The sequence below is a fragment of the Dactylosporangium sp. NBC_01737 genome (genome assembly GCF_035963215.1).
In the GTDB taxonomy this organism is placed as follows: Bacteria; Actinomycetota; Actinomycetes; order Mycobacteriales; family Micromonosporaceae; genus Dactylosporangium.
Window position 1 is genome coordinate 8,210,544 of the sequence record NZ_CP109153.1, and the last position, 23,995, is coordinate 8,234,538.

A 23,995-nucleotide genomic window follows, 5' to 3' on the forward strand; every position below is an offset into this window, starting at 1 on the left:
GGAGAGGTCATGTGTTCGGGTCCGCTTGTGAGGTAGCGCCACCGCCCGTCAACCGTGGCCTTGACTGAGGCTGTCCTGCACGAACGAGCCAACGGGTCACGGTAGTTCTTGCGACAACGGCGACGGCTCATCGAGGTGCCATTCCACGCCGGCGTGTCTCAGATCAACGCGTGGACCGCCGGTGACGGATCCATCCGTTCTTGAACACCTTCGTCAGGCATATTCGCGTTGTCTACATAATCTATGGGGAAGATTATGATCACGAGATCGTCGCAGGAAAGCGATGGGCCAGACGCATTACTGGCCGCAGGACATGCCGACGCAGGGATGGAGACCGGGCCACTGGACGCTGACGGACAGGTGCTGAGGGGGGTCCTCGGCGCTGACGTGGACCACGAGTTACTCGACTTCGCCGCGGGTGCCGGCGGGAATCGGCACATGCTCGCCGAACTTGCGCTCGGCCTGTCGGAGGAGGGGCTGGTCCGGCAGGACAATGGCACGGTCCGACTGGTCGGACGCCGAATCCCACGTCGCGTCCTGGAGTCCGTGAGACTGCAGCTGAGCGAACTGAGCAAGAGCTGCCAGCAGTTCCTGAAGGTCGCCGCGGCATTGGGCAGATCGTTCATGCTCGAGGACGTCTCCAGAATGCTGGACCGGTCCTCGGCAACCCTGCTCGCCCCGCTGGACGAGGCAATCGCCTCCGGATTCGTCGTCGTCGCCGGCCATGAGCTGGCGTTCGCGAGCGAGTTCCTCTTACGTGGGATCATCGAGTCCATTCCCGCCCCCGCGCGCGACGCGGTGCGGCGGGAGGCGACGAAGCTGTCCCGGCGGCGCATCCAGGGGCACGATCACGGCGTCTGGGAGAGCGGGCGGCCGCGCGCGCCGCACGGCGCGGGCACCGAGGTCGCCGACGGATCCTGTTCGACGGCCCACAGCCTGATCATGAACGGCGACGCGGCGGCCGGCGTACGCGTCGCGGAGCACGTCCTCAACACTCCGGGCACGTCGCGCGCGGCTCGGCTGGACGCGGAAGCATCGTTGATCCTCGGCTACTTCCTGCTCGGCAGGCAGGAAGGCGAGCAGGTCTCAGATCGGGTGCTGCGGGAACGCGGCACCGAGCCGGGGGACATCGCCGCCCTGATGGCGCTGACCGCCCGGTCCACCACCCTGTGGCGTGCGGGGGACCTCACCGAGAGCCTGGACCTGGGCCGGGTGGCGGTGCACTACGGGGAGGACTGCGACCCGGCCTGGCGGCTGCATTTCCAGCTTGCGCTGGCCGGCAAGCTCGCGAATCTGCGTGAGTTCGACAAGGCCGAATCGCTCATCATCGAGGCGGAGTCGGGCCTGCGCCGGCTGCCCACGCCGATCTGGGCGGCCGCGCCGGCGGTGGCACGGTCGCGGCTGTACCTGCAGTCGGGACGGATACTCGACGCGCGCCGGGAAGCGGCGATGGCGAGCGCGGCGGCCGGACGCGACGGCGTGCCGATGCTGCGCCCGCTCGCGCACTGCGTGTTGAGCATGACGTCGCTGTACATGGGGGATCTGCCCGCCGCGGTTGAGTATCTGCGGCAGGCGCACAGTGAAGCGGCGAGCCACACGGTGTTCGACTCCGTCCAGTACGCCTGGACCGAACTCCTGGTCACAGCGAAGAAGGACGGACCGCACGCGGCCGCCCGGCTGCTGACCGACAAGCATCAACGCCTGCCGACGCGCCGGAGCCTCTACATCGAGGACCCGAGCGCGGCCGCGTTTCTCGTGCGTCTTGCGCGCGACACGGGCGACACCGACCTCGAGGTCGCTGTCCTCGACACGGTCGACGGTCTGTCCCGGGACAATCCCGGCGTCCCCGTGGTCGGCCTCACCGCCCTGCATGCCAACGCGCTGGCCAAGAGCGCACCGGCCGCGCTGGCGCTCATCATCGTGCAGTCCCCGGATCCGATCTCGGTGGCGCTGGCGACCGAGGAGCTCGCCAAGATCTACGCCCCCGGCACCCCGGTGCGGTCCCTGCCGCTGCCTTCGGACGAGTCGGCGGGAGGCGGCGCGCGGGGTGCCGCCTGCTGGTCGGCGCTGTCCGACAAGGAACAGCGCATCGCCTATCTGGTGAGCACGGGACTGACCAACCGGCAGATCGCCAAGCAGGTGTACCTGTCGGAGCACACGGTGAACTACCACCTCCGGAAGGTCTACAAGAAGCTGGGCTTCAACACCCGCGTCGAACTGGCGCACGCCGCCGCGATCTATTCGCGTGGCGCCGCGATCTACTCGATGGGGGACGAGGGGTGGAGCGCGGACGTCGACGGTGAGGCCGTCTGAGCGGTCCGCTCAGCCGGCGAACCGGTGCTGCTGTGCGCCGGCCATGGCCGGCGGGAAGGTCTCATGTGCGATGAAGTGCTTGGTCAGCTCGACGCGGCTGTTGATGTCCAGCTTCGAGAACACCCGGCGCAGATGGGTGTCGACGGTGTGCGGCGACAGGAACAGCACGCTCGCCGCCTCCCGGTTGGTCATGCCGTCGACGATCGCCCGCACGACGCGCAGTTCCGCCGTGGTGATGCTCTCCCAGCCCGACTTGGGCCGCTCCGGACCCAGCCGGCGCACGTTCTGCGCGTCGAGCCGCCGCAGCTTGCGCTGCACCCGCTCCACGTCGCCCTGCGCACCGCACTCCTGGTACAGGCCCATCGCAGACTCCAGCAGCCGGACCGTGCGGGTCTTGTCCCGCCCGCCGGGTTCCACCTGCGCCGCGTCCTCCAGCGCACTGCCCGCCGCCAGCTGGCGCCCGGCGAGCCGGTAGAGATCGGCGGCGCGGTTCAGGGCGACCACGTCGTTGCGCAGGAGGCCCTCGGCGTGTTCGGCGCCACCCACCAGCGACTGCGCGAGCGGGTGGCACCGGGCGATCCGTCGGGCGAACTCGGCGGCCCGTTCGGCCTCCGCGCCGAGTCCGGCCTGGCGCGCATGGCGCACGAGCGTCGCCGCCGCCGTCGGGGCCTCGGTGAACAGCAACGGGTCGGGTCTGACCTGACCCTCGACGTTGATGAGGGTCTGCACCATCATCGCCGGACGCCCGCTGACCGCGTGGAACTGTGCGAGGGCCCAGTCCAGGCGGGCCTGGTCCGCCGCCGCGTCGCCGGTCATCAGCCGTTCGGTCATCCGCAGCTGGTCGCTCGCGCTGGCCAGGTCGCCGCGGTGCACGCTGATGTGGGCCAGGACGAGACGTGCGGGCACGCAGTCCTGTGGTGTCGAGCGTTCCGTGAGCCGCAGCGCCGTCTCCGCTTCGATGCGTGCCTCATCGAGCCGGCCCGCGGCGGTCAGGAGCTCGGCGCGGTGGCCGAGCCACAGCGCTGCGGGCAGAGCGTCGCCGAGCTCCTCCGTGTGCTGCTTGACGGCGTCGAGGGCGGCGGCCGCCTCCTCGAACTGGTCGGAGGCGACCAGTGCCCGCACCAGCCACGTCCACAGTGGACGTGCGTCTGTCGTGCAGCACGCGGCCGGCGGCTGCCCGGGCCGGTGCGCGCCCGCCGCTGCGGGCGTGGTGCCCGCACGCGTCGCGACGTCGGCGAGCGTCCTGTTGAGCTTGGCGCGGTGCAGCTCGCTGACGTCCTGCCGCGCCAGGGTCCGGCGCAGCAGGTCGGCCGCCATGCCGTGCCGGTCGGCTTCCCGCAGTCCCTGAGCCACCTCCAGGACCAGGTGCGCTTCCAGCGATGCCTCGATGCCGGAGCGCAGCGCGATGTCCGCCAGGCCGCAGGCTTCGGCGACCCGCCCGGTCGCGGCGAGCAGCCGCAGGGCACGCGCCAGCGTCCGTGGTACCTCGTAGAAGATGCCTTCCAGGCTGGAGATGGCCCGCGTCACCACATCGGCACAGCTGCATCCGGATGGTTGCGGCGGCGCGGGAGCGGGAAGCACCGCGACCGGGGCGGCAACCGGCCGTGCCGGACGGGAGTCCGTCACGGCGGCCGGGGACGGGCGCAGGTCCGGCACGGCCGAAGGCCCCGTGAAGGGCGCGGTCGTCTGCGGCCGCTGGAACTCGGCATGCTCCAGGGCTTCCCAGATCACCCGGTGGACGAAGGTCAGCTGCGGGCTGTTGCGGCGCAGCAGACCCACCTGCACCGCCTCGTCGACGCCGGCGGACAGCTCAAGGGCCGGCTCGCCGAGCAGGGCCGCGGCCTCCTGCAGCGTGAACGTGCGGCCGATGCCGCTGCATTCGACGAGCAGGCGCGCGACCGCGGGCGACATCTCGTCCAGCAGGCCGCGGACGCAGGTGAGCACGCCCTCGGGCAGGTGCTCGACCACCACCCGGGCCGTGCCGTTCGCGATGATCATCTGCCCGGCCTTGATGAGCGCGTTGAAGACGTGCTCCATGAGGCGCGGATTGCCGCCGCACCGGGCCGCCCAGTCGAGCACGGACGCGTCCGGCCTGGCGCCGAGGATCGCGCCGCAGACCTCGGCCACCGCCGCATCGTCCAGTGCACGCAGCTGGAGCCGCACCGCGGCGTGATCGTGCAGCCAGTCGACGGCGTGCTGCGCCAGCGACTGCGTGGAGACCGGCCGGCGGGCGAGCAGCCACAGCACCGGTGACGACGCCAGCGACTGCACGAGCCCCCGCAGCGCCAGGGCGCTGACGTCGTCGATGCGGTGGACGTCGTCCAGGGCGACGACGAGGGGCTGCCTGCGGGCCGCCGCCTCAACCAGTTCGCCGACCCGATCGATCAGCCAGAAAGGATTCCTGTCCGGCCGGGCAAGGTCGTCGAAATCGGCTTCGCCGTGCATCACGTGGCGCAGAAAATTGATCAAAAGATTGACAGTTATCGGCTGGTGCGTGATGCTCGCGCGCCCGGCGACCACGCACAGGCCGCGCTTGGCGCCTTCCAGTGCCGTGGCCTTCAACAGGTGCGTCTTGCCCACGCCGAATGGACCGTCGACGATGACGCAGCCGCTGGCGCCGCGCAAGGTGGCGTCCAAATGACTGTCCAGGCAGGACAGTACGCGCTCACGTCCTATCAAGGGAATCATGGTCACCGTCCAGTAATCCTCGGGCCCGGGGCAGCGGGAACCGCCGGCTGAGTCGCAGGTCGCTCGGCCGCCGCGGTGCAGGGACTACGTAAGTTATACGGGATCCCCGGCGAAACGGCGTGAATGCGTGTACTAGCCCGCACTACTCATGTAAGTAGTGGGCAGCGGTAGACCCCGCGATTATTGTCGACCATGCCGACCCGTCGGAAGAAATCAGCGTCGTCTTTCCGGGATTCCCCTGTTCAAACGGGCCGGAAACCTCTGGAACCGAAACCGGCATCGACAGTGCTGATTCCGGTGGTTCGAGATACCTGGCTGCCAGGGTGATCGTCGCCTCGACAGGAGATGAGAGCATGACCATCAGCTATCTCGGAGCGACCGTGGATACGGCCGCGGTCGACACCGCCATCAAGGCATTCTTCGCCGAACGCCGTGCTGAGGCCGAAGTGTTCGGCCCGGACTGCGCGGCGATGACCGACGAACTGGAGCGCTTCATCCTGCGCGGAGGCAAGCGGCTGCGGCCGACCTTCGCCTGGCTGGGCTGGATCGGCGCCGGCGGTGACCCCGAGGACCCGGTCGCCACCGCCGTGCTCAGCGCCTGCGCGGGGTTCGAGTTGCTGCACGCCGCGGGCCTCATCCACGACGACATCATCGACGCCTCCCTGACCCGCCGCGGCCATCCCGCCGCGCACGTGACCTACGCCGAGCGGCACCGGGCGCGGCGCTTCTCCGGTGACCCGCACACCTTCGGTACCAGCATCGCCATCCTCATCGGCGACCTGGCCCTGATCTGGGCCGACGTGCTCATCCAGGGGGCCGGGCTGCCGGCGGACGCACACGCCCGGGTGATGCCGGTCTGGTCCGCCGTGCGCTCCGAGGTCACCTATGGCCAGCTGCTGGACCTGATCAACCAGGCGAGCGACGACGAGGACATCGAGGCGGCGCTGCTGGTCAACCGGTACAAGACCGCGTCGTACACCGTGGAGCGCCCGCTGCACTTCGGTGCCGCGATCGCCGGCGGGAGTCCCGACATCGTCGCGGCCTACCGTGCCTTCGGCGCCGACATCGGCGTCGCGTTCCAGCTCCGCGACGACATGCTGGGCGTGTTCGGCGACCCGGTGGTGACGGGCAAGCCGTCCGGTGACGACCTTCGCGAGGGCAAGCGAACGGCGCTGCTCGCCACGGCACTGAAACGGGCGGACCTGGAGGACCCGGACTCCGCGCGGTTCCTGCGGGCGAAGGTCGGCACCGACCTCACCGACGACGACCTCGCCCGCGTCCGCGCCATCCTCGTCGACACCGGTGCCGTGGAGCAGATCGAGGCGCAGATCGCGCAGCGCGCGGAGCGGGCGCTGTCGGTCATGGAGGCGAGCAGCACCGCCGGTCCCGCAAAGCAGCAGCTCGCCGAGATGGCGATCAAGGCGACGCAGCGGATCCAGTGATGTCACGAGCCTTCACCGACCACCGCGGGTGCGCCGACGGTCCCTACGCCGGGCACGGCCGGCGCGGGGCCGGAGGCGCCCATGGCAAGGCCATCCTGCTGGGCGAGCACGCCGTCGTGTACGGCACCCCGGCGTTGGTCATCCCGGTACCGCAGCTGACGGTCACCGCGAACGCGACACGATGCCCGTGCTCGGGCGAAGGCGGTGACCGGATCTCATTCGCGACGACCGGACCGCAGACGGCGTCCGTCACCCCACTGATGAGCGACAGCATGCAGCACCTCGTGGCGGAGTTCCGGAAGCGGACCGACGTCGTCGAGCCGATGTGCGTCGACGTGCTCATCGACTGCCTGATCCCGCAGGCCCGCGGGCTCGGCTCCAGCGCCGCGTGCGCCCGGGCGGCCGTCCTCGCGCTCGCGGACGTCTTCGACCGCCGGCTCGACGCCGGGACGGTGTTCGAGCTCGTGCAGGCCTCGGAGACCGTGGTGCACGGCAGGGCGAGCGGCATCGACGCGCTCGCGACCGGTGCGACGTCGCCGCTCTTCTTCCGCTCCGGTACGGCACGCGCCCTGCCGATCGCCATGGCGGGCGACGGCCCGGGTGAGCCGGGCGGCTTCAGCGGGCTGTTCGTGGTCGCCGACAGCGGCGTGGACGGCAGCACCAAGGAGGCGGTCGAGCTGCTGCGGCGCACGTTCGAACGCGACGCGCAGGCCAAGGCGGCGTTCGTGCGCCGGGTGTCCAACCTGACCTACGCGGCCCTGCACGACCTGGAACAGGGCCGGCTGAGCGACTTCGGTGCCCGGCTGACCGAGAACCACGGACTGCTGCGCGACGTCGGGATCAGCACGGACCGCATCGACGCGCTGGTCGAGGCCGCCCTGGCGGCCGGTGGATTCGGCGCCAAGATCAGCGGTGGCGGGCTGGGCGGCTGCATGGTGGCGCTGGCCGGCGACCTGCGCCAGGCCGAGGCGGTCGTGCGAGGGCTGGAGCAGGCCGGCGCCGTCCAGACCTGGGTCGTGCCGGTGGGAAGGTTCGCGGGCCATGCCGACTGACCAGCAGGTGGAGGCGGCCGTCACGGCCGTCGCCCACCCGAACATCGCCCTGATCAAGTACTGGGGCAAACGCGACGAGCGGCTCATGATCCCGTACACCGACAGCCTGTCGATGACCCTCGACGTCTACCCGACGATCACCACCGTGCGGCTCAGCCCCGCGGCGCCGGCCGACGACGTCCGGCTCGACGGCGCGCCCGCCGAGGGGGAGCCACGGCAGCGCGTCGTGGACTTCCTGGACCTGGTGCGGGGCATGGCCGGGCGCGGCGAGCCGGCCGTCGTCGACACCCGCAACGCCGTGCCCACCGGGGCGGGCCTGGCATCCTCGGCGAGCGGCTTCGCCGCCCTCGCCCTGGCCGCCGCCGCCGCGTGCGGGCTCGACCTCGCGCCCACGGCGCTGTCGCGGCTGGCCCGGCGCGGCTCCGTGTCGGCCGCCCGCTCCGTGTTCGAGGGGTTCGTGCTCTGCCACGCCGGCCGGGGTGCCGGCACGGCCGCCGACCTCGCCTCCTACGCCGAGCCGGTGCCGGTCCCGGGCTTCGACCCCGCGCTGGTGATCGCGCTGGTCAACGCCGGGCCCAAAGCCGTGTCCAGCCGGGCGGCCATGCGGCGCACCGTCGAGACCTCACCGCTCTACCGGTCGTGGGCCACCTCCAGCGGTCACGACCTGTTCGAGATCCGGGCCGCGCTGCGCCGCGGCGACCTCGACGCGGTCGGTGAGGTCGCCGAACGCAACGCCCTCGGCATGCACGCGACGATGCTGGCCGCCCGTCCGGCGGTGCGGTACCTGTCGCCGGCCACCGTCGCCGTGCTCGACGGCGTCCTGCGGTTGCGGGCGGACGGCGTGTCCGCCTACGCGACCATGGACGCCGGGCCGAACGTCAAGGTGCTCTGCCACCAGGCGGATGCCGCCCGGGTGGCCGAGACGGTGCGCGCCGCCGCCCCCGGGTGCTCGGTGCTCACCGCCCGGCGCGGGCCGGGAAGCCACCTGCGGGCGGAGACCGGGCAGTGACCGCACGGGAACCGGTCACCAGGCATGCGCCAGGCAAGCTGTTCATCGCCGGCGAGTACGCGGTGCTGGAGCCGGGCCACCCGGCGATCCTGGTGGCGGTCGGCCGGGGCGTCGCCGTCACCGTGTCCGCGACGACCGGCGCCGACGTCGTCGTCGAGTCCGATCTCCACCCGGCCGCGACGCGACTGCGGCGCCGCGACGGCGAACTCGCCGGGATCGGTGCCGACGACGCGCACCGGGCGCAGGAGAGTCTCGGCCAGGTGACGTCGGCGATCGAGGTCGTGGACCAGCTGCTGGCCGAGCGTGGGCGGCGCATGCCCCCGATCCGCGTCTCGATCACCAGTCACCTGCACCGTGACGGCACCAAGCTCGGCCTCGGTTCCAGCGGCGCGGTGACGGTCGCGACGGTCGCCGCCGTGGCCGCGTACTGCGGCCTGGACCTCTCGCAGTACGCGCGGTACCGGCTGGCGATGCTGGCCGCGGCGCGGCGCGACCCCGGCGGCTCCGGCGGGGATCTCGCCGCCGGCGTGTGGGGCGGATGGATCGCGTACCGGGCGCCGGACCGGACCGCCGTGCTCGACCTGGCGCAGCGCCACGGCATCGAGGAGTCCATGCGCGTGCCGTGGCCGGGCTTCGGACTGCGGCGGCTGCCGACGCCCCGCGGGCTCGCGCTGGAGGTCGGCTGGACCGGGCAACCGGTCAGCAGCGCCACGCTGACCGGGCGGCTCGGCACGGGGCGGTGGTGGGGCAGCACCGCGCAGCAGCGCTTCGCGGCACGCAGCGACACGTGCGTGCTCGCCGCGATCCGCGCGCTCGAGCGGGGAGACGACGGCCAGCTGCTGCAACAGATCCGCACCGCCCGCCGGCTGCTGGCCGACCTGGACGACCAGCTGCGGCTGGGCATCTTCACCACCAGGCTCACGGCACTGTGCGACGCCGCCGAGGCCGCCGGCGGCGCGGCCAAGCCGTCGGGAGCCGGCGGCGGGGACTGCGGCATCGCGTTGCTGGACGCCACCGCGACGAGGGAGATCTCGCAGCTGCGCAGGGAGTGGGCCGCCGCGGGAGTGCTCCCCCTGTCAACGCACCTCCAGCCCACGAACAGGAGCGCTGCATGATCTCCAACCGCAAGGACGACCACGTCCGCATCGCCGCCGAACAGCAACGCCACCTCGGCGGGCACAACGAGTTCGACGACGTGAGCTTCATCCATCACGCACTGGCCGGCATCGACCGCTCCGACGTCTCGCTGGACACCCGGTTCGCCGGCATCGCATGGCCCGCTCCGCTGTACATCAACGCGATGACCGGCGGGAGCGCCAAGACCGGCGTCATCAACCGGGATCTGGCGACCGCCGCGCGCGAGACCGGCGTGGCCATCGCGACGGGATCGATGAGCGCGTACTTCGCCGACCCGTCCATGGCCGACACGTTCAGCGTGATGCGCCGGGTGAACCCGGACGGGTTCATCATGGCCAACGTCAACGCGACCGCCACGGTCGACAAGGCACGCCGGGCCGTCGACCTGTTGCGGGCCGACGCCTTGCAGATCCACCTGAACGTCATCCAGGAGACCGTGATGCCGGAGGGCGACCGGTCGTTCTCCGCGTGGGCGCCGCGGATCGCGCAGATCGTGGATGGTGTCGACGTGCCGGTGATCGTCAAGGAGGTCGGCTTCGGGCTGAGCTGCGAGACCCTGCTGTGCCTGCGGGAGCTGGGCGTGTCCGTGGCCGACGTGGCCGGCCGCGGCGGCACGAACTTCGCGCGCATCGAGAACGACCGGCGCGACGGCGGGGACTACTCCTTCCTCGACGGCTGGGGACAGTCCACCCCCGCCTGCCTGCTGGACGCGCAGGACGCCGGCATCCCGGTGCTCGCCTCCGGCGGTGTGCGCAACCCGCTCGACGCGGTCCGCGGGCTGGCGCTCGGCGCCTCCGCCGTCGGCGTGTCGGGCCTGTTCCTGAAGACGGTGCTGGACGGCGGCGTCGCCGCGCTGGTGGCGCTGATCACCGGCTGGCTCGATCAGCTGGAGGCCCTGATGACCGCACTGGGCGCGCGGACCCCCTACGACCTGACCCGCTGCGACGTGCTGATCCGTGGCAGCCTGCACGCGTTCTGCATCGAACGGGGAATCCAGACCGGTTCGCTCGCGACCCGCTCCAGCTCCCGCAGCGCCAGCTTCGAAACGATTGGAGGCACCCGATGAGCGACGCGACCGCGGTCGCCAGTGTACCGATGCAATGGGTAGGTCCCCTGCGAATCACGGGCAACATCGCGGCGATCGAGACGGAGGTTCCGCTCGCCACGTACGAGTCGCCGCTGTGGCCGTCCGTCGGCCGCGGCGCGCGGATCTCCATGATGGTCGAGCAGGGCATCGTCGCCACCCTCGTCGACGAGCGGATGACCCGCTCCGTGCTGGTCAGGGCCCAGGACGCGCAGACCGCCCACCTGGCCGCACTGGAGCTGGACGCGCGGCTCGACGAACTGCGCGGGATCACCCGGACCTGCGGCAAGTTCGTCGAGCTGATCGGGTTCCACCACGAGATCACGGCCAACCTGCTGTTCATCCGGTTCGAGTTCACCACCGGCGACGCCTCCGGCCACAACATGACGACCCTCGCGGCCGACGCGCTGCTGACCCACATCCTCAAGGCCATCCCCGGGATCTCGTACGGCTCGATCTCCGGCAACTACTGCACCGACAAGAAGGCCACCGCGATCAACGGCATCCTCGGGCGCGGGAAGAACGTCGTCACCGAGCTGCTCATCCCGCGCGACATCGTCCACAGGACGCTGCACACGTCGGCCGGGGCGATCGCCGACCTGAACGTGCGCAAGAACCTGATCGGCACCGTGCTGGCCGGCGGGATCCGCTCGGCGAACGCGCACTACGCGAACATGCTGCTCGGCTTCTACCTGGCCACGGGCCAGGACGCCGCCAACATCGTCGAAGGCTCGCAGGGCATGACCGTCGCCGAGGACCGCGACGGCGACCTCTACTTCGCCTGCACCGTGCCGAACCTGATCGTGGGCACCGTCGGCAACGGCAAGGGCCTCGACTTCGTCGAGGAGAACCTGACGCGGCTCGGCTGCCGCAGCCCGCGCGAACCCGGCGAGAACGCCCGCCGGCTCGCGGTCATCGCGGCCGCGACGGTGCTGTGCGGTGAACTGTCGCTCCTGGCCGCCCAGACGATCCCGGGCGAGCTCATGCGCTCGCACGTGCGGCTGGAACGCAGGCACGAGACCACGAAGATCGGAGGCTGACGATGTCCGGTGATCTCGCGATCGGCATTCACGACCTGTCGGTCGCCACGGCACAGTACGTGCTGACGCACGAGACCCTCGCGGCCCGGCACGGTGCCGACGTCGCCAAGTACCACACCGGCATCGGGCAGCGGTCGATGAGCATCCCGGCGGCCGACGAGGACATCGTGACCATGGCGGCGGCCGCCGCCGCGCCCGTCATCGCCCGGCACGGCGCCGAGCGGATCCGCACGATCGCCTTCGCCACCGAGACGTCCGTCGACCAGGCCAAGGCCGCCGGCATCCACGTCCACTCGCTGCTCGGCCTGCCCACGACCACCCGTGTCGTGGAGCTCAAGCAGGCCTGTTACAGCGCTACCGCGGCCCTGCAGTTCGCCATCGGCCTCGTCCACCGTGACCCCTCGCAGCAGATCCTGGTGATCGCCAGCGACGTCTCCCGGTACGACCTGGCCAGCCGCGGCGAGGCGACCCAGGGCGCCGCGGCGGTGGCCATGCTGGTTGGTGCCGATCCCGCGCTGGTGCGCATCGAGGAGCCGTCGGGCGTGTTCACCGCCGACATCATGGACTTCTGGCGGCCGAACTACCGCACCACCGCACTGGTCGACGGGTACGAGTCCATCTCGGCCTACCTGCAGGCGGTGGAGGTCGTGTGGAAGGACTACACCGAGCGGGGCGGCCGCTCGCTGGAGGAGTTCCGCGCGTTCTGCTACCACCAGCCGTTCACCAAGATGGCGTACAAGGCGCACCGGCACCTGCTGCAGCACTGCGGGCACGACGCCGACGACGCCGGGATCAGCCGCGCCGTGGAGCACACCACGACCTACAACCAGGTGATCGGCAACAGCTACACCGCGTCCATCTACGTCGCGCTGGCGTCGCTGCTCGACCACGCGGAGGACCTGACCGGTGAGGCCATCGGCTTCCTCAGCTACGGGTCCGGCAGCGTCGCGGAGTTCTTCGCCGGCACGGTCGTGCCGGGATACCGCTCGCAGCTGCGGACCGACATGCACCGCGAGGCGATCAGCCGGCGGCTGGACATCGACTACGACACGTACCGCGAACTGCACCAGCGTCCCACGCCGGTCGACGGCGGCGAGCATCCCCTGCCGCGGCAGACCACCGGGCCGTACCGGCTCGCGGGACTGTCGCAGCACAAGCGCATCTACACGCCGCGGTAGCACCGCGCGACCACACCCCTTGGAGGATCAATGTCCGCAACGCCCGCGGTGGCAGAGCTCTACTCCACCATCGAGGAATCGGCCCGCCTGCTGAACGTGCCGTTCTCGCCGGACACGGTCTCGCCCGTCCTCGACGCGTACGCGGCCGCGTTCGCGCACCCGGCCGCCGTGGTGGCCTTCCGGGTGGCGACCGCGCTGCGTCACATGGGCGAGCTCGACTGCCGTTTCAGGACGCACCCGGACGAGCGTGACCCCTACGGCGTGGCCCGGTCGAAGGGCCTCATCGCCGCGACGGGCGATCCGGTCGACACGCTGCTGGAGAACGTCCAGAGCAGCTACCCGATCGACAGCTACGGCATCGACTTCGGGGTCGTCGGCGGGTTCAAGAAGGTCTACGCGGCGTTCAAGACCGACGACCTGGAGGAGGTGGCCAAGCTTGCCGACGTGCCCGGCATGCCGCCCGCCCTCGCCGAGAACGTGGAGTTCTTCACCCGCCACGGCCTGAACGACCGGGTCGCCGGCGTCGCCATCGACTATCCGAGCCGGACGGTCAACGTGTACTTCAACGAGCTGCCGGCCGGCTCCTTCGAGCCGGAGACCATCCTGGCGACGCTGCGCGAGGTCGGCACCGTCGAACCGAGCGCGCGGATGCTCAAGCTCGGCGAGCAGGCGTTCGGCCTGTACGTCACCCTGGGCTGGGACTCGCCGAAGATCGAACGGATCTGCTACGCCGCGACGACCACGGACCTGTCGACGCTGCCCGTCCAGATCGAACCGGAGATCGAGCAGTTCGTGAAGAACGTGCCCTACGGCAACGAGGACCGCCAGTTCATCTACGGCGTGGCGCTGCTGGCCCAGGGGGAGTACTACAAGCTCGAGTCCCACTACCGGTGGCGGCCGGGCGCCCTGAAGTTCCTCTGAGCGCCGTCAGTGGGCATGGCTGCCGTCCGCGAACGGTGTGGTGACGCCGTCGTAGACCAGCCGCAGCATCATGCCCTGGTCCTGGTGCGGCAGGTTGTGGCAGTGGTTCATCCAGACGCCGGGGTTACTGGCCTGGAACGCCACGTCCCAGATTTCGCCCGGCCGCACGTCGAAGGTGTCCACCCACAGGGGGCTGCCGGAGCAGGGCGTCCCGTTCCTGGAGACGATCAGCACGGTGTGGCCGTGCAGATGCCACGGGTGGGTCTCCAGCCCCCGGTTGACCACGGTGTAGCGCACGACGTCGCCCTCGGCGACCAGTTGGTCCGGGATCGACGGATGGCCGTGGCCGTTGACGGTCGAGGCGTAGGCGGGGCTGCCGTCGACCACGGCCAGCCCCCGGTCCAGCACCATCGTGAAGTGCCGGTCGGCCTTGCCGGCGTCGAACGGCAGGGCGGCCGGCTCGCCGTAGTGCAGCAGATCCAGCTCCGCCCAGTCGGCGGTGACCGGCGGCACCGGATCCCCTGCGGTGGAGCCGGCCGGGCGCAGCAGGATCCCGCGGTTGCGGTCGTCGTCGAGGACCACGGCCACCGGCGTGTCCGGCATGGTCAGGACCACGTCGTACCGGCCGCCCGCGGGAAGGCGGAGCACGACCTCGCGCACCTCGCCGGGCCGGTTGAGGTCCCGGCCGTCCACGGCCGCGACCCGGAACGCGGCGCCGGCCACCGCGAAGCGGTGCGGCGTCGAGTCGGTGTTGACCAGTCGCAGCCGCACGGGCGCGCCCGGGTCGGCGGTGTGCACGACGCGTCCGGACTCGGTGCCGATCAGCACGGTGCTGTCGAAGGTGTGCACGGGCAGCGTGAGGTCCAGGCCCTGCGGCAGCGGCTGCCGCGGCGTCACGACGAGCGTGCCGTAGAGCCCTTTCCGGACGCCGATGTGTGAGCCCTGGTGGGTGTGGTACCAGTACGTGCCGACCTGGTCGGCCCGGAACCGGTAGACGAACGTGTCGCCCGGCGCCACCGCGTGCTGCGTGGCGCCCGGCGCGCCGTCGTCGCCGCACCGCACGTCGTAGCCGTGCCAGTGCACGGTGACGCCGCCGGCGATGTCGGCGTTGCGCAGCGTCGTCTCGATGAGGTCGCCCTGCACCGCGGTGATCGGGGGACCGGGGAGCGCGCCGTCGTAGGTCCACGCGTCGAGGTCACCGCCGGACGGCAGGCGGACGGTGGCGGTCCTGGCGGTGAGCGTGTGCCTGACGACGCTGCCGCCCGAGGCCGGGTCGCCGGGACCCCGCAGGTCCGCCACCGAGAGGGTCCGCGCCGCGGGGTCGGGTCCGGGGCCGCCGCCGGTGACCACGCGTCCGGGCGTCCTGAACAGCAGGCCCGCGCCGGTGAGCCCGGCTCCCGCCGCGACGACCCTCGCGGCCACGAGCATGAAGCCGCGGCGGGACAGCACCCGGCGCCGTGGCGGCGCCGGCATGTCGTCCGCGGCGCCGGTGCGCCGCACGGCCGGTGGCGCGACGACGCGCCAGGTCAGCAGCGCGCCGACGCACACAACGGAGACGGTGATCAGCGCGGTCGCCCAGGTCAGCGGGTATCCCGCGAGGAAGGTCACCACCGGGCCGGCCAGCGCCGCGAAGCCGGCGGTGAACAGCGCCAGGAGCCCGGCGGGTGGCAGGCTCGCACCGGGTGCGCGGGCCGCGGCGAGCAGCCGCGGCCCTGCGAGGAACACGGCCGCCAGGCCGGCGGCCGCGAGCAGGGGCAGGCCCAGCAGGACCTTCTCCTGCGCGAACCACCAGCCCCGACCGGCCAGCATCACGACCGTGGCCGCCCGGCCGAACATCGCCAGGACCGCTGCGCCGAAGAGGCCCAGGGCGAGCCGGGGCCGCTGCAGGGCCGCCGTGGCACCGGCGGCGAACCAGCAGGCGGCACCCAGCAGCGCCACGACATGGTCCAGAATGATCCACTGGACGGTCGTCATGAGGCCGAGTGCGCCGAGCTTTCCGCCGGCCCGCTCGCCGGTGCGCCGCCGGCGGGGCCGCCCGTGCCGGTCGCCAGCTCCCGCGACTGGCGCATGACGTTGCGGAGCACGACCAGGATGACGACCGCGTTGAGCCCGTGCAGGCCGAACATGAGCTTCCCGGCGGTGGTCGCGTGTCCCGGGTCTCCGAACGCCTCGGCGACCTTGGCGATCACCGGCTGCAGGATCATGAGCCCCGCGACCAGCCCGGACAGGCCGATGAGCCGGCCCGGCAGCCGGATCACAGCGGCGAGCACCGTCAACAGCACAGCGAGATACAGCAGGCCGTATCCCAGCGCACGATGGGACTTGAACGCCTCTTCGGTGGGTGCGGTGTCGAACGCGTCGCTGGCGGCCAGGAAGAACTGCACCGCCACGGCGAGCATCAGCAACGCCGCCAGTCCGGAGAACACTTTACGCATGGCAGGGGGACCCTTCAGGTCAGTGACGTTCGTCGGCGCCATCCCACGCATCCTCGCGTCGGCGACCCGGGTGCGTCGTCAGCCGACGGTCGCGCAGTGACTACGTGTTCAGGCGTAGAGCGCACGGCCCGACCGCGCCTCTCGTCGTAGGGTCGGCGTCCTGGAGCAACGAGGCGAGCAGGTCGTTGAGGATCTGCGGGCCGTGCTGGGTGAGGACGGACTCCAGATGGAACTGCACGGATCGGAAACCCGCACCACGGATGGCGTGCACCTCGCCCGTCTCGGGGTCCCTGCTGACCTCGATCGGCGTGCCCTGCCCGATCCCGGCCAGCAGGTCGCGTTCGGAACGGGCCGTGTAGGTGTTGTAGAAGCCCACGAGCTCGGGCCGGCCGAAGAGGTCGACCCGCTTCTGGACGCCCTGGTTGGGCACGGGGCGCCGCGCCACGTCGAATCCGAGCTCGAGGGCGAGCACCTGGTGGCCCAGGCAGATGGCGAGGAACGGCACGGTGCCGGCGAGCAGGTGGCGGGTGAACGCGCGGAGCCCGTTCATGCGCGGGTCCGCCACGTCGGTGGGGTCACCGGGGCCGGGACCGACGATGACGAGGTCGTAGTCGTGCGGCCGCAGCGGATCACCGAACCGCGTGATGGTGGTCCGCACGCCGAGGGCGCGCAGCTGGTGACCGAGCATCGCCATGAAGGCGTCCTCGTTGTCGACGACGAGCACGCGCCGCCCGTCCAGCACCGGGTCCGGTGTGCGCCGCCGGGTCTGGTCGAGCCAGAAGCGGGACAGGGTGCTGTTGCGGGTCTGCAGCGCCTGGCGTACCCGGGGGTGGGTGGCCAGTGACGGGCGCGCCGCGGTCACGGCCGGCACGCGGGCGGGTGCGGCGTCGCCGGAGGTGAGGCCGATCGCGGTGAGCACGGAGGCGGCCTTGGCCCGCGTCTCGGCGACCTCCGACTCCGGATCCGAGTCACGGACCAGGGTGGCGCCGACGCCCAGCCGGAGCATGCCGCCGTCGCGGACCTCGGCGGTCCGGATCATGATGGCCGAGTCGAGCGTGCGGCTGCCCGCCACGTCGCGGCCGATGAGCGCGAGGACGCCGCCGTAGTACCCGCGGCCCGTCGTCTCGTGGCGGACGATGACCCGGAAGGCGTTCTCCAGCGGGCTTCCGGTGACGGTCGGTGCGAGCAAGGTCTCCCGCAGCACGTCGCGGACGTCGAGGTCGCTGCGGCCGGTCAGGACGTACTCGGAGTGGGTCAGGCGCGCCATCTCCTTGAGGAACGGGCCGTGCACCTGGCCGCCGCCGCTGCACATGCGGGCCATCATCTTCAGTTCCTCGTCGACGACCATGTACAGCTCGTTGGCCTCTTTCGGATCGTTCAGGAACTGCAGGAGCCCGGCGACGTCCGGGCCGGTCGAGGGGTGCCGGTAGGTCCCGCTGATGGGGTTCATCGACACGATGCCGTCGGCCATGCTGACGTGCCGCTCCGGGGACGCGCCGATGAACGTCGCCGTGCCGGTGTGGAACAGGAAGGTCCAGTACGAGCCGACCTCATCGGCCAGCAGCCGCCGGAAGATGGCGAGCTCCGCGCCGACCGAGGAGTCGTCCAGGCGTGCCACGAAGGAGCGCCGGATGACGAAGTTCGATCCGGCCCCCTGCCCGATCTCGTCGCAGAGCACCCGCTTGACGATCGTGGCGTAGTCGTCGTCGCTGACGTCGAAGCCGGCGTCGGACACGGTCACGGTGCGCTCGGGCAGCGCGGCGAGGGCCTCGGCGCGGCTGAGTTCGGCCCGCTGCCGCACCTGCATGGCCAGCAGCGGCGCGTGGTCGTCGTGGCAGCTGTACCCGCGCTCGGCGATCTGCCGGTACGGCACCGCCACGAGCAGGTCGTGCCGCACGCCCGCGTCCCCGCCGCCGACGGGCAGCGGCAGCGCGGCGAGGCGGTCCACTTGGCAGACCTCGCCGGTCAGCACCTCCACCTTCGCGTCGCGGGCCGAGCCGGGCCGGTACAGCAGCGCGAAGGCATCCCCGTCGCGGCCGAGGCCGGCCAGGACGTCCGGGGGGCTGGCCGTGCTCGAATCCGTCCGGTCCATGTCGCTCCCTTGGCGTCAGATCAGGTCACCCGTCTCGACACTGCTGGGGCGAACGGCGTCATGCATGACGTGAAGCCACCATCCCGTATATCCGGCAAGGCCACGCCGGTGTGGCGCAGATACCTGATTGAAGCGCCACTACTCGCTCAGGTGGTGGTCCGGCGCGGTCGGCCGCGATTACCGTCGACGCCACGGCGCACCAGAGCAACGAGAGGCGGTGAACGGCTGTGGATGTCCTGGTCCAGAAATACGGCGGTACCTCGCTGGAGACACTCGACCTCGTTCGTCGCGCCGCCATCCGGATCGCGGCGGCACGGCGGCGCGGATCGCAGGTTGCCGTGGTCGTCTCGGCGCGCGGCAGCCGGACCGACGACCTGCTGCGGCTGGCGGCCGACGTCGGCGCCGCGTCGCCGTCGCGGGAGCTGGATCAGCTGCTGGCGGTGGGCGAGACCGAGTCGGCGGCGCTGATGGCCCTGACCCTCAACCGGCTCGGGACACCGGCGGTCTCGCTGAGCGGGCCCCAGGCCGGGATCCAGACCACGGACCGGCACGGCGACGCGCTCATCTCCAGCATCGGGGCCGAACGCGTGCGGGCCGCGCTGGACGGCGGCGAAGTCGTCGTCGTCACGGGATTCCAGGGCGTCGACGGCGCCGGGGACATCGCCACGCTCGGGCGCGGCGGCTCCGACACGACCGCCGTCGCGCTGGCGGCGACGCTGCACGCGTCGGCGTGCGAGATCTACACCGACGTGGACGGCGTCTTCAGCGCCGACCCACGCATCCTGCCCGCCGCCCGCTGCCTGCCGTGGGTCGCGCCCGGCGTCATGGCGGAGATGGCCTTCGCCGGCGCGAAGGTGCTGCACACCCGTTGCGTCGAGCTGGCCGCCATGGAAGGGGTCGAAGTGCGCGTCCGTAACGCATCGTCGGAGGCGCCCGGCACCGTCGTCGCGGAGCTGACCGACCGCTGGCCGCTGGAGACCCGGCGGGCCGTGGTCGCGGTGACCCACGACTCGGACGTCGCCCGGGTGCTGGTGCACTGCCGGGACAGCCGGCGGGACCTGGCCCCCGACGTGTTCGAGGTGCTGGCCGCCCACGGCACGGTGGTCGACCTGGTGGCCCGGTCCGGTCCGTACGAGAACGAGTTCCGGATGGGATTCACCATCCGCCGCAGTCAGGCGGACATGGTGCGGCGTGCCCTGCACGAGCTGACCGCCGCATTCGGCGGGGGTGTGCACTTCGACGAGAACGTCGGCAAGGTGTCGGTGGTCGGCATGGGCCTGCTCAGCCGTCCCGAGTACACGGCAAGGCTCATGGCGGCGCTGGCCACGGCCGGGATTCCGACGAGCTGGATCTCCACCTCCCAGATGCGGCTGTCCGTGATCGTTCCACGCGAACGCACGGTCGACGCCGTCGAGACGCTGCACCGTGAGTTCCACCTCGACCGGCACGAGCTGACAGACATCGCGTCCGTGACCTCCGGCCGTTCCGCTACCGCTTGAGAGAGGCAGGACACCGTGGCCGTCCTCAACGCTTCATTCGCTCGAGGCCTCCGCCTGCGACGCCTGTTCCGGCACGGCGACGGGCGCCTGCTCGTCGTGCCGCTGGATCACTCCGTCACCGACGGCCCGCTGCGCTGCGGCGACCTCAACTCCCTGCTCGGCTCGCTCACCGGCACCGGGGTCGACGCCGTGGTGCTGCACAAGGGCAGCCTGCGCCACGTCGAGCACGGCTGGTTCGGCGACATGTCGCTGATCATGCACCTGAGCGTGAGCACGAGACTCGCCCCTGACCCGGACGCGAAGTATCTGGTCGCCGACGTGGAGGAGGCGCTGCGGCTGGGTGCCGACGCGGTCAGCGTGCACGTCAACCTGGGCTCGCCCCAGGAAGCCCGCCAGGTCGCCGACATGGCGGCCGTCGCGGGGGAGTGCGACCGCTGGAACGTCCCGCTGCTGGCCATGGTGTACGCCCGCGGCCCGCGGATCAGCAACTCGCGGGCGCCGGAGCTGGTGGCGCACGCCGCGACCCTCGCCGCCGACCTCGGCGCCGACATCGTCAAGACCGACTACGCGGGCACCCCCGAGCAGATGGCCGAGGTGGTCCGATCCTGCCCGATCCCGGTCATCGTGGCCGGCGGCCCGCGCTCGGCCGACACCGCCACCGTGCTGGCCTACGTGGCCGACGCGTTGCGCGGCGGCGCGGCCGGGGTGGCCATGGGACGCAACGTCTTCCAGGCCGACCAGCCGGGCTGGATGGCGGCCACCGTCGCGCGGCTGGTGCACGAACCACGGCGCGTCCCGGACCGGGACGGCGCCGACGAGCGGCTCGCCCTTTCCCTGTAAGACTTCCACCGCCCGCCGAGGAGAACCCCGTGAAGCTGTGTTGGCTGGACATCCGTGACGTCACCGAGGCCAAGGAGGCAATCGTCGAGGAGGCCGTCCACCAGAAGATGGACGCCATCGTGGCCGCCGATCCGGAAGACCTGGAGCTGCTTCCCCCGACGGTGAAGAAGGTCCTGTTCCCGCAGCACCGGCCGCTGCCGGAGAAGCTGGCGCCGGCCGACCTGGTCATCGTCGAGCCGGCCCTGCACGGGGAGCCCGCCGAGCTGGCGCAGCGGCACCCCGGGGTGGAGTTCGGCCGGTTCGTCGAGATCACCGACGCCGACAGCCTCGAAGAGGCATGCCGGGCGGCGCGCCTCGACAAGTGGGCGGTGCTGTACTTCCGGGACCCCACCAAGATTCCGCTGGAGATCGTGCTGGCCGCCGCGGCCGGTGCGGACGGCAGCATCATCACCCAGGTGGCCGACGTCGAGGAGGCCGCGATCGTCTTCGGCGTCCTGGAACACGGCTCCGACGGCGTGATGCTCGCCCCGCGGGTCGTCGGGCAGGCGACCGAGCTGAAGGCGGCGGCGGTCAGCAGGACCGCGGACCTGTCGCTGGTCGAGCTGGAGATCACCGGGATCCGGCGGGTGGGGATGGGCGAACGGGCCTGCGTCGACACCTGCTCCAACTTCCGGCTCGACGAGGGCATCCTGGTCGGCTCGCACTCGACCGGCATGATCCTGTGCTGCAGCGAGACGCATCCGTTGCCGTACATGCCGACCCGGCCGTTCCGGGTCAACGCCGGCGCGCTGCACTCGTACACGTTGTCGGCGAACGGGCGCACCAACTACCTCAGCGAGCTCGTGTCCGGCGGCCAGGTGCTGGCCGTGGACTCCACGGGCAGGTCGCGGATCGTCACCGTGGGCCGGGTCAAGATCGAGACCAGGCCGCTGCTGGCGATCGACGCGGTCGCACCCTCGGGCGTGAAGGTCAACCTCATCGTCCAGGACGACTGGCACGTGCGGGTGCTGGGGCCGGGCGGGACGGTGCTGAACGTCACGGAGCTCACCCCGGGGACCACGGTGCTGGGCTGCCTGCCGGTCGAGCAGCGGCACGTCGGCTACCCGATCGACGAGTTCTGCATCGAGAAGTGAGCGCGGCGATGACCGCGCAGCCCGTGCTGGACTTCCACGTGCGTCTGGCGCCCCGGCCCGGTGCGGCGGAGCGGCTGCTGTCCACAATGGACGAGTGTGGTCTGGCGCGGGCCGTGGTCTGCGCCGGTGGCACCATCGACCTGGACCGGCTGTCGCGTCAGCTCATCGAGGGCGGGCACGTCGAGACCGACGCCGACAACGACGCGGTCCTCGACACCTGCGCGGGCTCCGGCGGGCGGCTGGTGCCGTTCTTCTTCGCCAACCCGCACCGGCCGGCCGCGGCGTACCGGGACCGGGCCGCGCAGTTCCGCGGCCTGGAGATCTCGCCCGCCGTGCACGGCGTCGGCCTGAGCGACCCCCGGGTCGTGGAGCTCGTCGCCGTGGCCGCGCGGTCCGGGCATCCGGTGTACGTGGTCTGCCTGGACCGCCGGGGCGCGCAGGTGGCCGACCTCGTCAGCCTGGCCCGCCGGTTCCCGCGGGTGGACTTCGTGCTCGGGCACAGCGGCATCGGCAACATCGACCTCTACGCCCTCACGCTGATCCGCGACGAGACCAACATCCTGCTGGAGACCTCCGGCGGCTACTCGTGCGTGGCCGAGGCGGCGGTGAACCGCCTCGGCGCCGGCCGGGTCGTGTTCGGCTCCGAATACCCGCTCCAGCACCCGTCGGTGGAACTGGCCAAGTTCCGCGCGCTGCGGCTGCCGCCGGAGCAATGGCGGCAGATCGCCTGGGACAACGCACATCGGCTGCTGTCACCCGTGGCCCGCCGGACAGCGGCCGAGCCAGCGATTCCCGGAGGGGAGATGCGATGACGGACCCACGTTCGAGCCTGCCGCAACTCGGCCAGTGGCAGGGGCCGGAGGAACTGCTGCAACTGCAGGAGAAGCAGCTGGCGCAGACGGTCACCTGGGCGACCCGCTCGCCGTTCTACAGTGGACGGCTGAACCCGGCGGCCCTGCCCACGACCGCCGCGGACCTCGCCGGCCTGCCGCTGACCACGAAGCAGGACCTGCGGGACAACTACCCGTTCGGCATGCTCGCGGTACCGAAGGAACGGCTGGACACTTACCACGAGTCGAGCGGGACCGCCGGCCGGCCGACCCCGTCCTACTACACCGCCGAGGATTGGGTCGACCTGGCCGAGCGCTTCGCCCGCAAGTGGATCGGGATGTCCGCCGAGGACGTCTTCCTGGTCCGCACGCCGTACGCGCTGCTGCTGACGGGCCATCTCGCGCAGGCGGCCGGCCGGCTGTGCGGGGCGACCGTGGTCCCCGGCGACAACCGCTCGCTGGCCATGCCGTACGCCCGCGTGGTCCGGGTCATGCACGACCTGGGCGTGACGCTGACCTGGTCGGTGGCGACCGAGTGCCTCATCTGGGCCGCCGCGGCCACCGCGGCCGGGCACCGGCCCGGCACCGACTTCCCCGCGCTGCGGGCGCTGTTCGTCGGCGGCGAGCCGCTGACCGAGCACCGCCGACGCCGCATCAGCCGGATCTGGGGCGTGCCGGTGATCGAGGAGTACGGCTCCACGGAGACCGGCAGCCTCGCCGGGGAATGCCCGAACGGCCGGATGCACCTGTGGGCCGACCGGGCCCTGTTCGAGGTGTACGACCCGCGGACCGGCGCCGTCAGCGCTGAGGGCGACGGCCAGCTCGTGGTGACGCCGCTGTTCCGTGAGGCGATGCCTCTGCTGCGCTACAACCTCGAGGACAACGTGTCGGTCTCCTACGACGACTGCGGATGCGGATGGAACCTGCCCACCGTCCGGGTGTTCGGCAGGTCGGCGTTCGGCTACCAGGTGGGCGGCGCGACGATCAACCAGCACCGGCTGGAGGAGATCGTCTTCACCCTCCCGGAGACCTACGGCGTGCTGTTCTGGCGCGCGAAGGCGGAGCCGGCTGCGTTGCGCATCCAGATCGAGGTGGACGAGGAGCACACGGCCGCCGCCCAGGCGGAGCTGACCGCGCTGGTCCGTGCCGCGTTCGGCGTCGACGTCGAGGTCGTCGGGCTGCCGCCGGGGACGCTGGTGCCGCACGAGGCGCTGACGAACATGCCTGACGTGGTCAAGCCGCGCAGCCTGTTCGGGCCCGACGAGGACTGGGGCAAAGCGCTCCTCTACTACTGACAGGACC

18 protein-coding genes are annotated in these 23,995 nt (G+C 71.5%); 14 read left to right on the top strand and 4 right to left on the bottom strand.

Annotation, left to right across the window (positions count from 1 at the left end):
- Window positions 1–438 precede the first annotated feature (438 nt).
- Complete coding sequence (locus OHA72_RS37220) at window positions 439–2,313, top strand: LuxR C-terminal-related transcriptional regulator (protein WP_327000746.1); 1,875 nt, start codon at window positions 439–441, stop codon at window positions 2,311–2,313.
- 9 nt (window positions 2,314–2,322) lie between these two features.
- On the opposite strand, the gene OHA72_RS37225 is transcribed toward OHA72_RS37220, so the two are convergent.
- Window positions 2,323–4,950, bottom strand: coding sequence for a LuxR C-terminal-related transcriptional regulator (locus OHA72_RS37225; protein WP_327000747.1), 2,628 nt, complete (start codon window positions 4,948–4,950; stop codon window positions 2,323–2,325).
- A 404-nt stretch (window positions 4,951–5,354) separates the two neighbouring features.
- Between OHA72_RS37225 and OHA72_RS37230 the strand changes: the two genes are divergently transcribed.
- The 8 genes from OHA72_RS37230 to OHA72_RS37265 are packed head-to-tail and all read left to right on the top strand — an operon-like array spanning window position 5,355 to window position 13,864.
- The gene (locus tag OHA72_RS37230) at window positions 5,355–6,443 is read left to right on the top strand and encodes a polyprenyl synthetase family protein (RefSeq protein WP_327000748.1); all 1,089 of its coding nucleotides are present in this window, start codon (window positions 5,355–5,357) and stop codon (window positions 6,441–6,443) included.
- On the top strand, window positions 6,443–7,495 hold the full coding sequence (mvk, locus tag OHA72_RS37235) for a mevalonate kinase (RefSeq protein WP_327000749.1): 1,053 nt from the start codon (window positions 6,443–6,445) through the stop codon (window positions 7,493–7,495). The genes OHA72_RS37230 and mvk overlap by 1 nt, the downstream gene beginning before the upstream one ends.
- Complete coding sequence (mvaD, locus tag OHA72_RS37240) at window positions 7,485–8,504, top strand: diphosphomevalonate decarboxylase (RefSeq protein WP_327000750.1); 1,020 nt, start codon at window positions 7,485–7,487, stop codon at window positions 8,502–8,504. The genes mvk and mvaD overlap by 11 nt, the downstream gene beginning before the upstream one ends.
- Window positions 8,501–9,619: a phosphomevalonate kinase gene (locus OHA72_RS37245; RefSeq protein WP_327000751.1), complete on the top strand. Its 1,119-nt coding sequence runs from the start codon at window positions 8,501–8,503 to the stop codon at window positions 9,617–9,619. Before mvaD ends, OHA72_RS37245 begins: the two co-directional genes overlap by 4 nt.
- The gene (fni, locus tag OHA72_RS37250; RefSeq protein ID WP_327000752.1) at window positions 9,616–10,707 is read left to right on the top strand and encodes a type 2 isopentenyl-diphosphate Delta-isomerase; all 1,092 of its coding nucleotides are present in this window, start codon (window positions 9,616–9,618) and stop codon (window positions 10,705–10,707) included. Before OHA72_RS37245 ends, fni begins: the two co-directional genes overlap by 4 nt.
- A complete protein-coding gene (locus tag OHA72_RS37255; RefSeq protein WP_327000753.1) occupies window positions 10,704–11,765 on the top strand; it encodes a hydroxymethylglutaryl-coenzyme A reductase family protein in 1,062 nt (353 codons plus the stop codon). The genes fni and OHA72_RS37255 overlap by 4 nt, the downstream gene beginning before the upstream one ends.
- A 2-nt stretch (window positions 11,766–11,767) precedes the next feature.
- On the top strand, window positions 11,768–12,943 hold the full coding sequence (locus tag OHA72_RS37260; RefSeq protein WP_327000754.1) for a hydroxymethylglutaryl-CoA synthase: 1,176 nt from the start codon (window positions 11,768–11,770) through the stop codon (window positions 12,941–12,943).
- A gap of 30 nt (window positions 12,944–12,973) precedes the next feature.
- The gene (locus OHA72_RS37265) at window positions 12,974–13,864 is read left to right on the top strand and encodes an aromatic prenyltransferase (RefSeq protein WP_327000755.1); all 891 of its coding nucleotides are present in this window, start codon (window positions 12,974–12,976) and stop codon (window positions 13,862–13,864) included.
- A 6-nt stretch (window positions 13,865–13,870) separates the two neighbouring features.
- Here OHA72_RS37265 and OHA72_RS37270 read toward each other — a convergent pair whose 3' ends face one another.
- From OHA72_RS37270 to OHA72_RS37280, 3 genes are all read right to left on the bottom strand, one after another.
- Window positions 13,871–15,838 carry a multicopper oxidase family protein gene (locus OHA72_RS37270; protein WP_327000756.1) on the bottom strand — a complete coding sequence of 656 codons (1,968 nt, stop codon included), beginning with the start codon at window positions 15,836–15,838 and terminating at the stop codon, window positions 13,871–13,873.
- Window positions 15,835–16,299: a DUF6220 domain-containing protein gene (locus OHA72_RS37275; RefSeq protein ID WP_327000757.1), complete on the bottom strand. Its 465-nt coding sequence runs from the start codon at window positions 16,297–16,299 to the stop codon at window positions 15,835–15,837. The genes OHA72_RS37270 and OHA72_RS37275 overlap by 4 nt, the downstream gene beginning before the upstream one ends.
- Window positions 16,300–16,399: 100 nt before the next feature.
- Window positions 16,400–18,391, bottom strand: a complete 1,992-nt coding sequence (locus OHA72_RS37280) for an anthranilate synthase family protein (protein WP_327000758.1) — start codon at window positions 18,389–18,391, stop codon at window positions 16,400–16,402.
- Window positions 18,392–18,618: 227 nt separating this feature from the next.
- On the opposite strand from OHA72_RS37280, the gene OHA72_RS37285 reads away from it, so the two are divergent.
- From OHA72_RS37285 to OHA72_RS37305, 5 genes are read left to right on the top strand one after another with little or no spacing between them, the layout of a single operon-like run.
- Window positions 18,619–19,890, top strand: a complete 1,272-nt coding sequence (locus OHA72_RS37285) for an aspartate kinase (protein WP_327000759.1) — start codon at window positions 18,619–18,621, stop codon at window positions 19,888–19,890.
- 15 nt (window positions 19,891–19,905) lie between these two features.
- Window positions 19,906–20,730, top strand: a complete 825-nt coding sequence (locus OHA72_RS37290; protein WP_327000760.1) for a 2-amino-3,7-dideoxy-D-threo-hept-6-ulosonate synthase — start codon at window positions 19,906–19,908, stop codon at window positions 20,728–20,730.
- A 29-nt stretch (window positions 20,731–20,759) separates the two neighbouring features.
- Window positions 20,760–21,863: a 3-dehydroquinate synthase II family protein gene (locus OHA72_RS37295; protein WP_327000761.1), complete on the top strand. Its 1,104-nt coding sequence runs from the start codon at window positions 20,760–20,762 to the stop codon at window positions 21,861–21,863.
- Window positions 21,864–21,871: 8 nt separating this feature from the next.
- Complete coding sequence (locus OHA72_RS37300) at window positions 21,872–22,675, top strand: amidohydrolase family protein (RefSeq protein WP_327000762.1); 804 nt, start codon at window positions 21,872–21,874, stop codon at window positions 22,673–22,675.
- Window positions 22,672–23,988: a phenylacetate--CoA ligase family protein gene (locus OHA72_RS37305; RefSeq protein WP_327000763.1), complete on the top strand. Its 1,317-nt coding sequence runs from the start codon at window positions 22,672–22,674 to the stop codon at window positions 23,986–23,988. Before OHA72_RS37300 ends, OHA72_RS37305 begins: the two co-directional genes overlap by 4 nt.
- The last annotated feature ends 7 nt before the right edge of the window (window positions 23,989–23,995 follow it).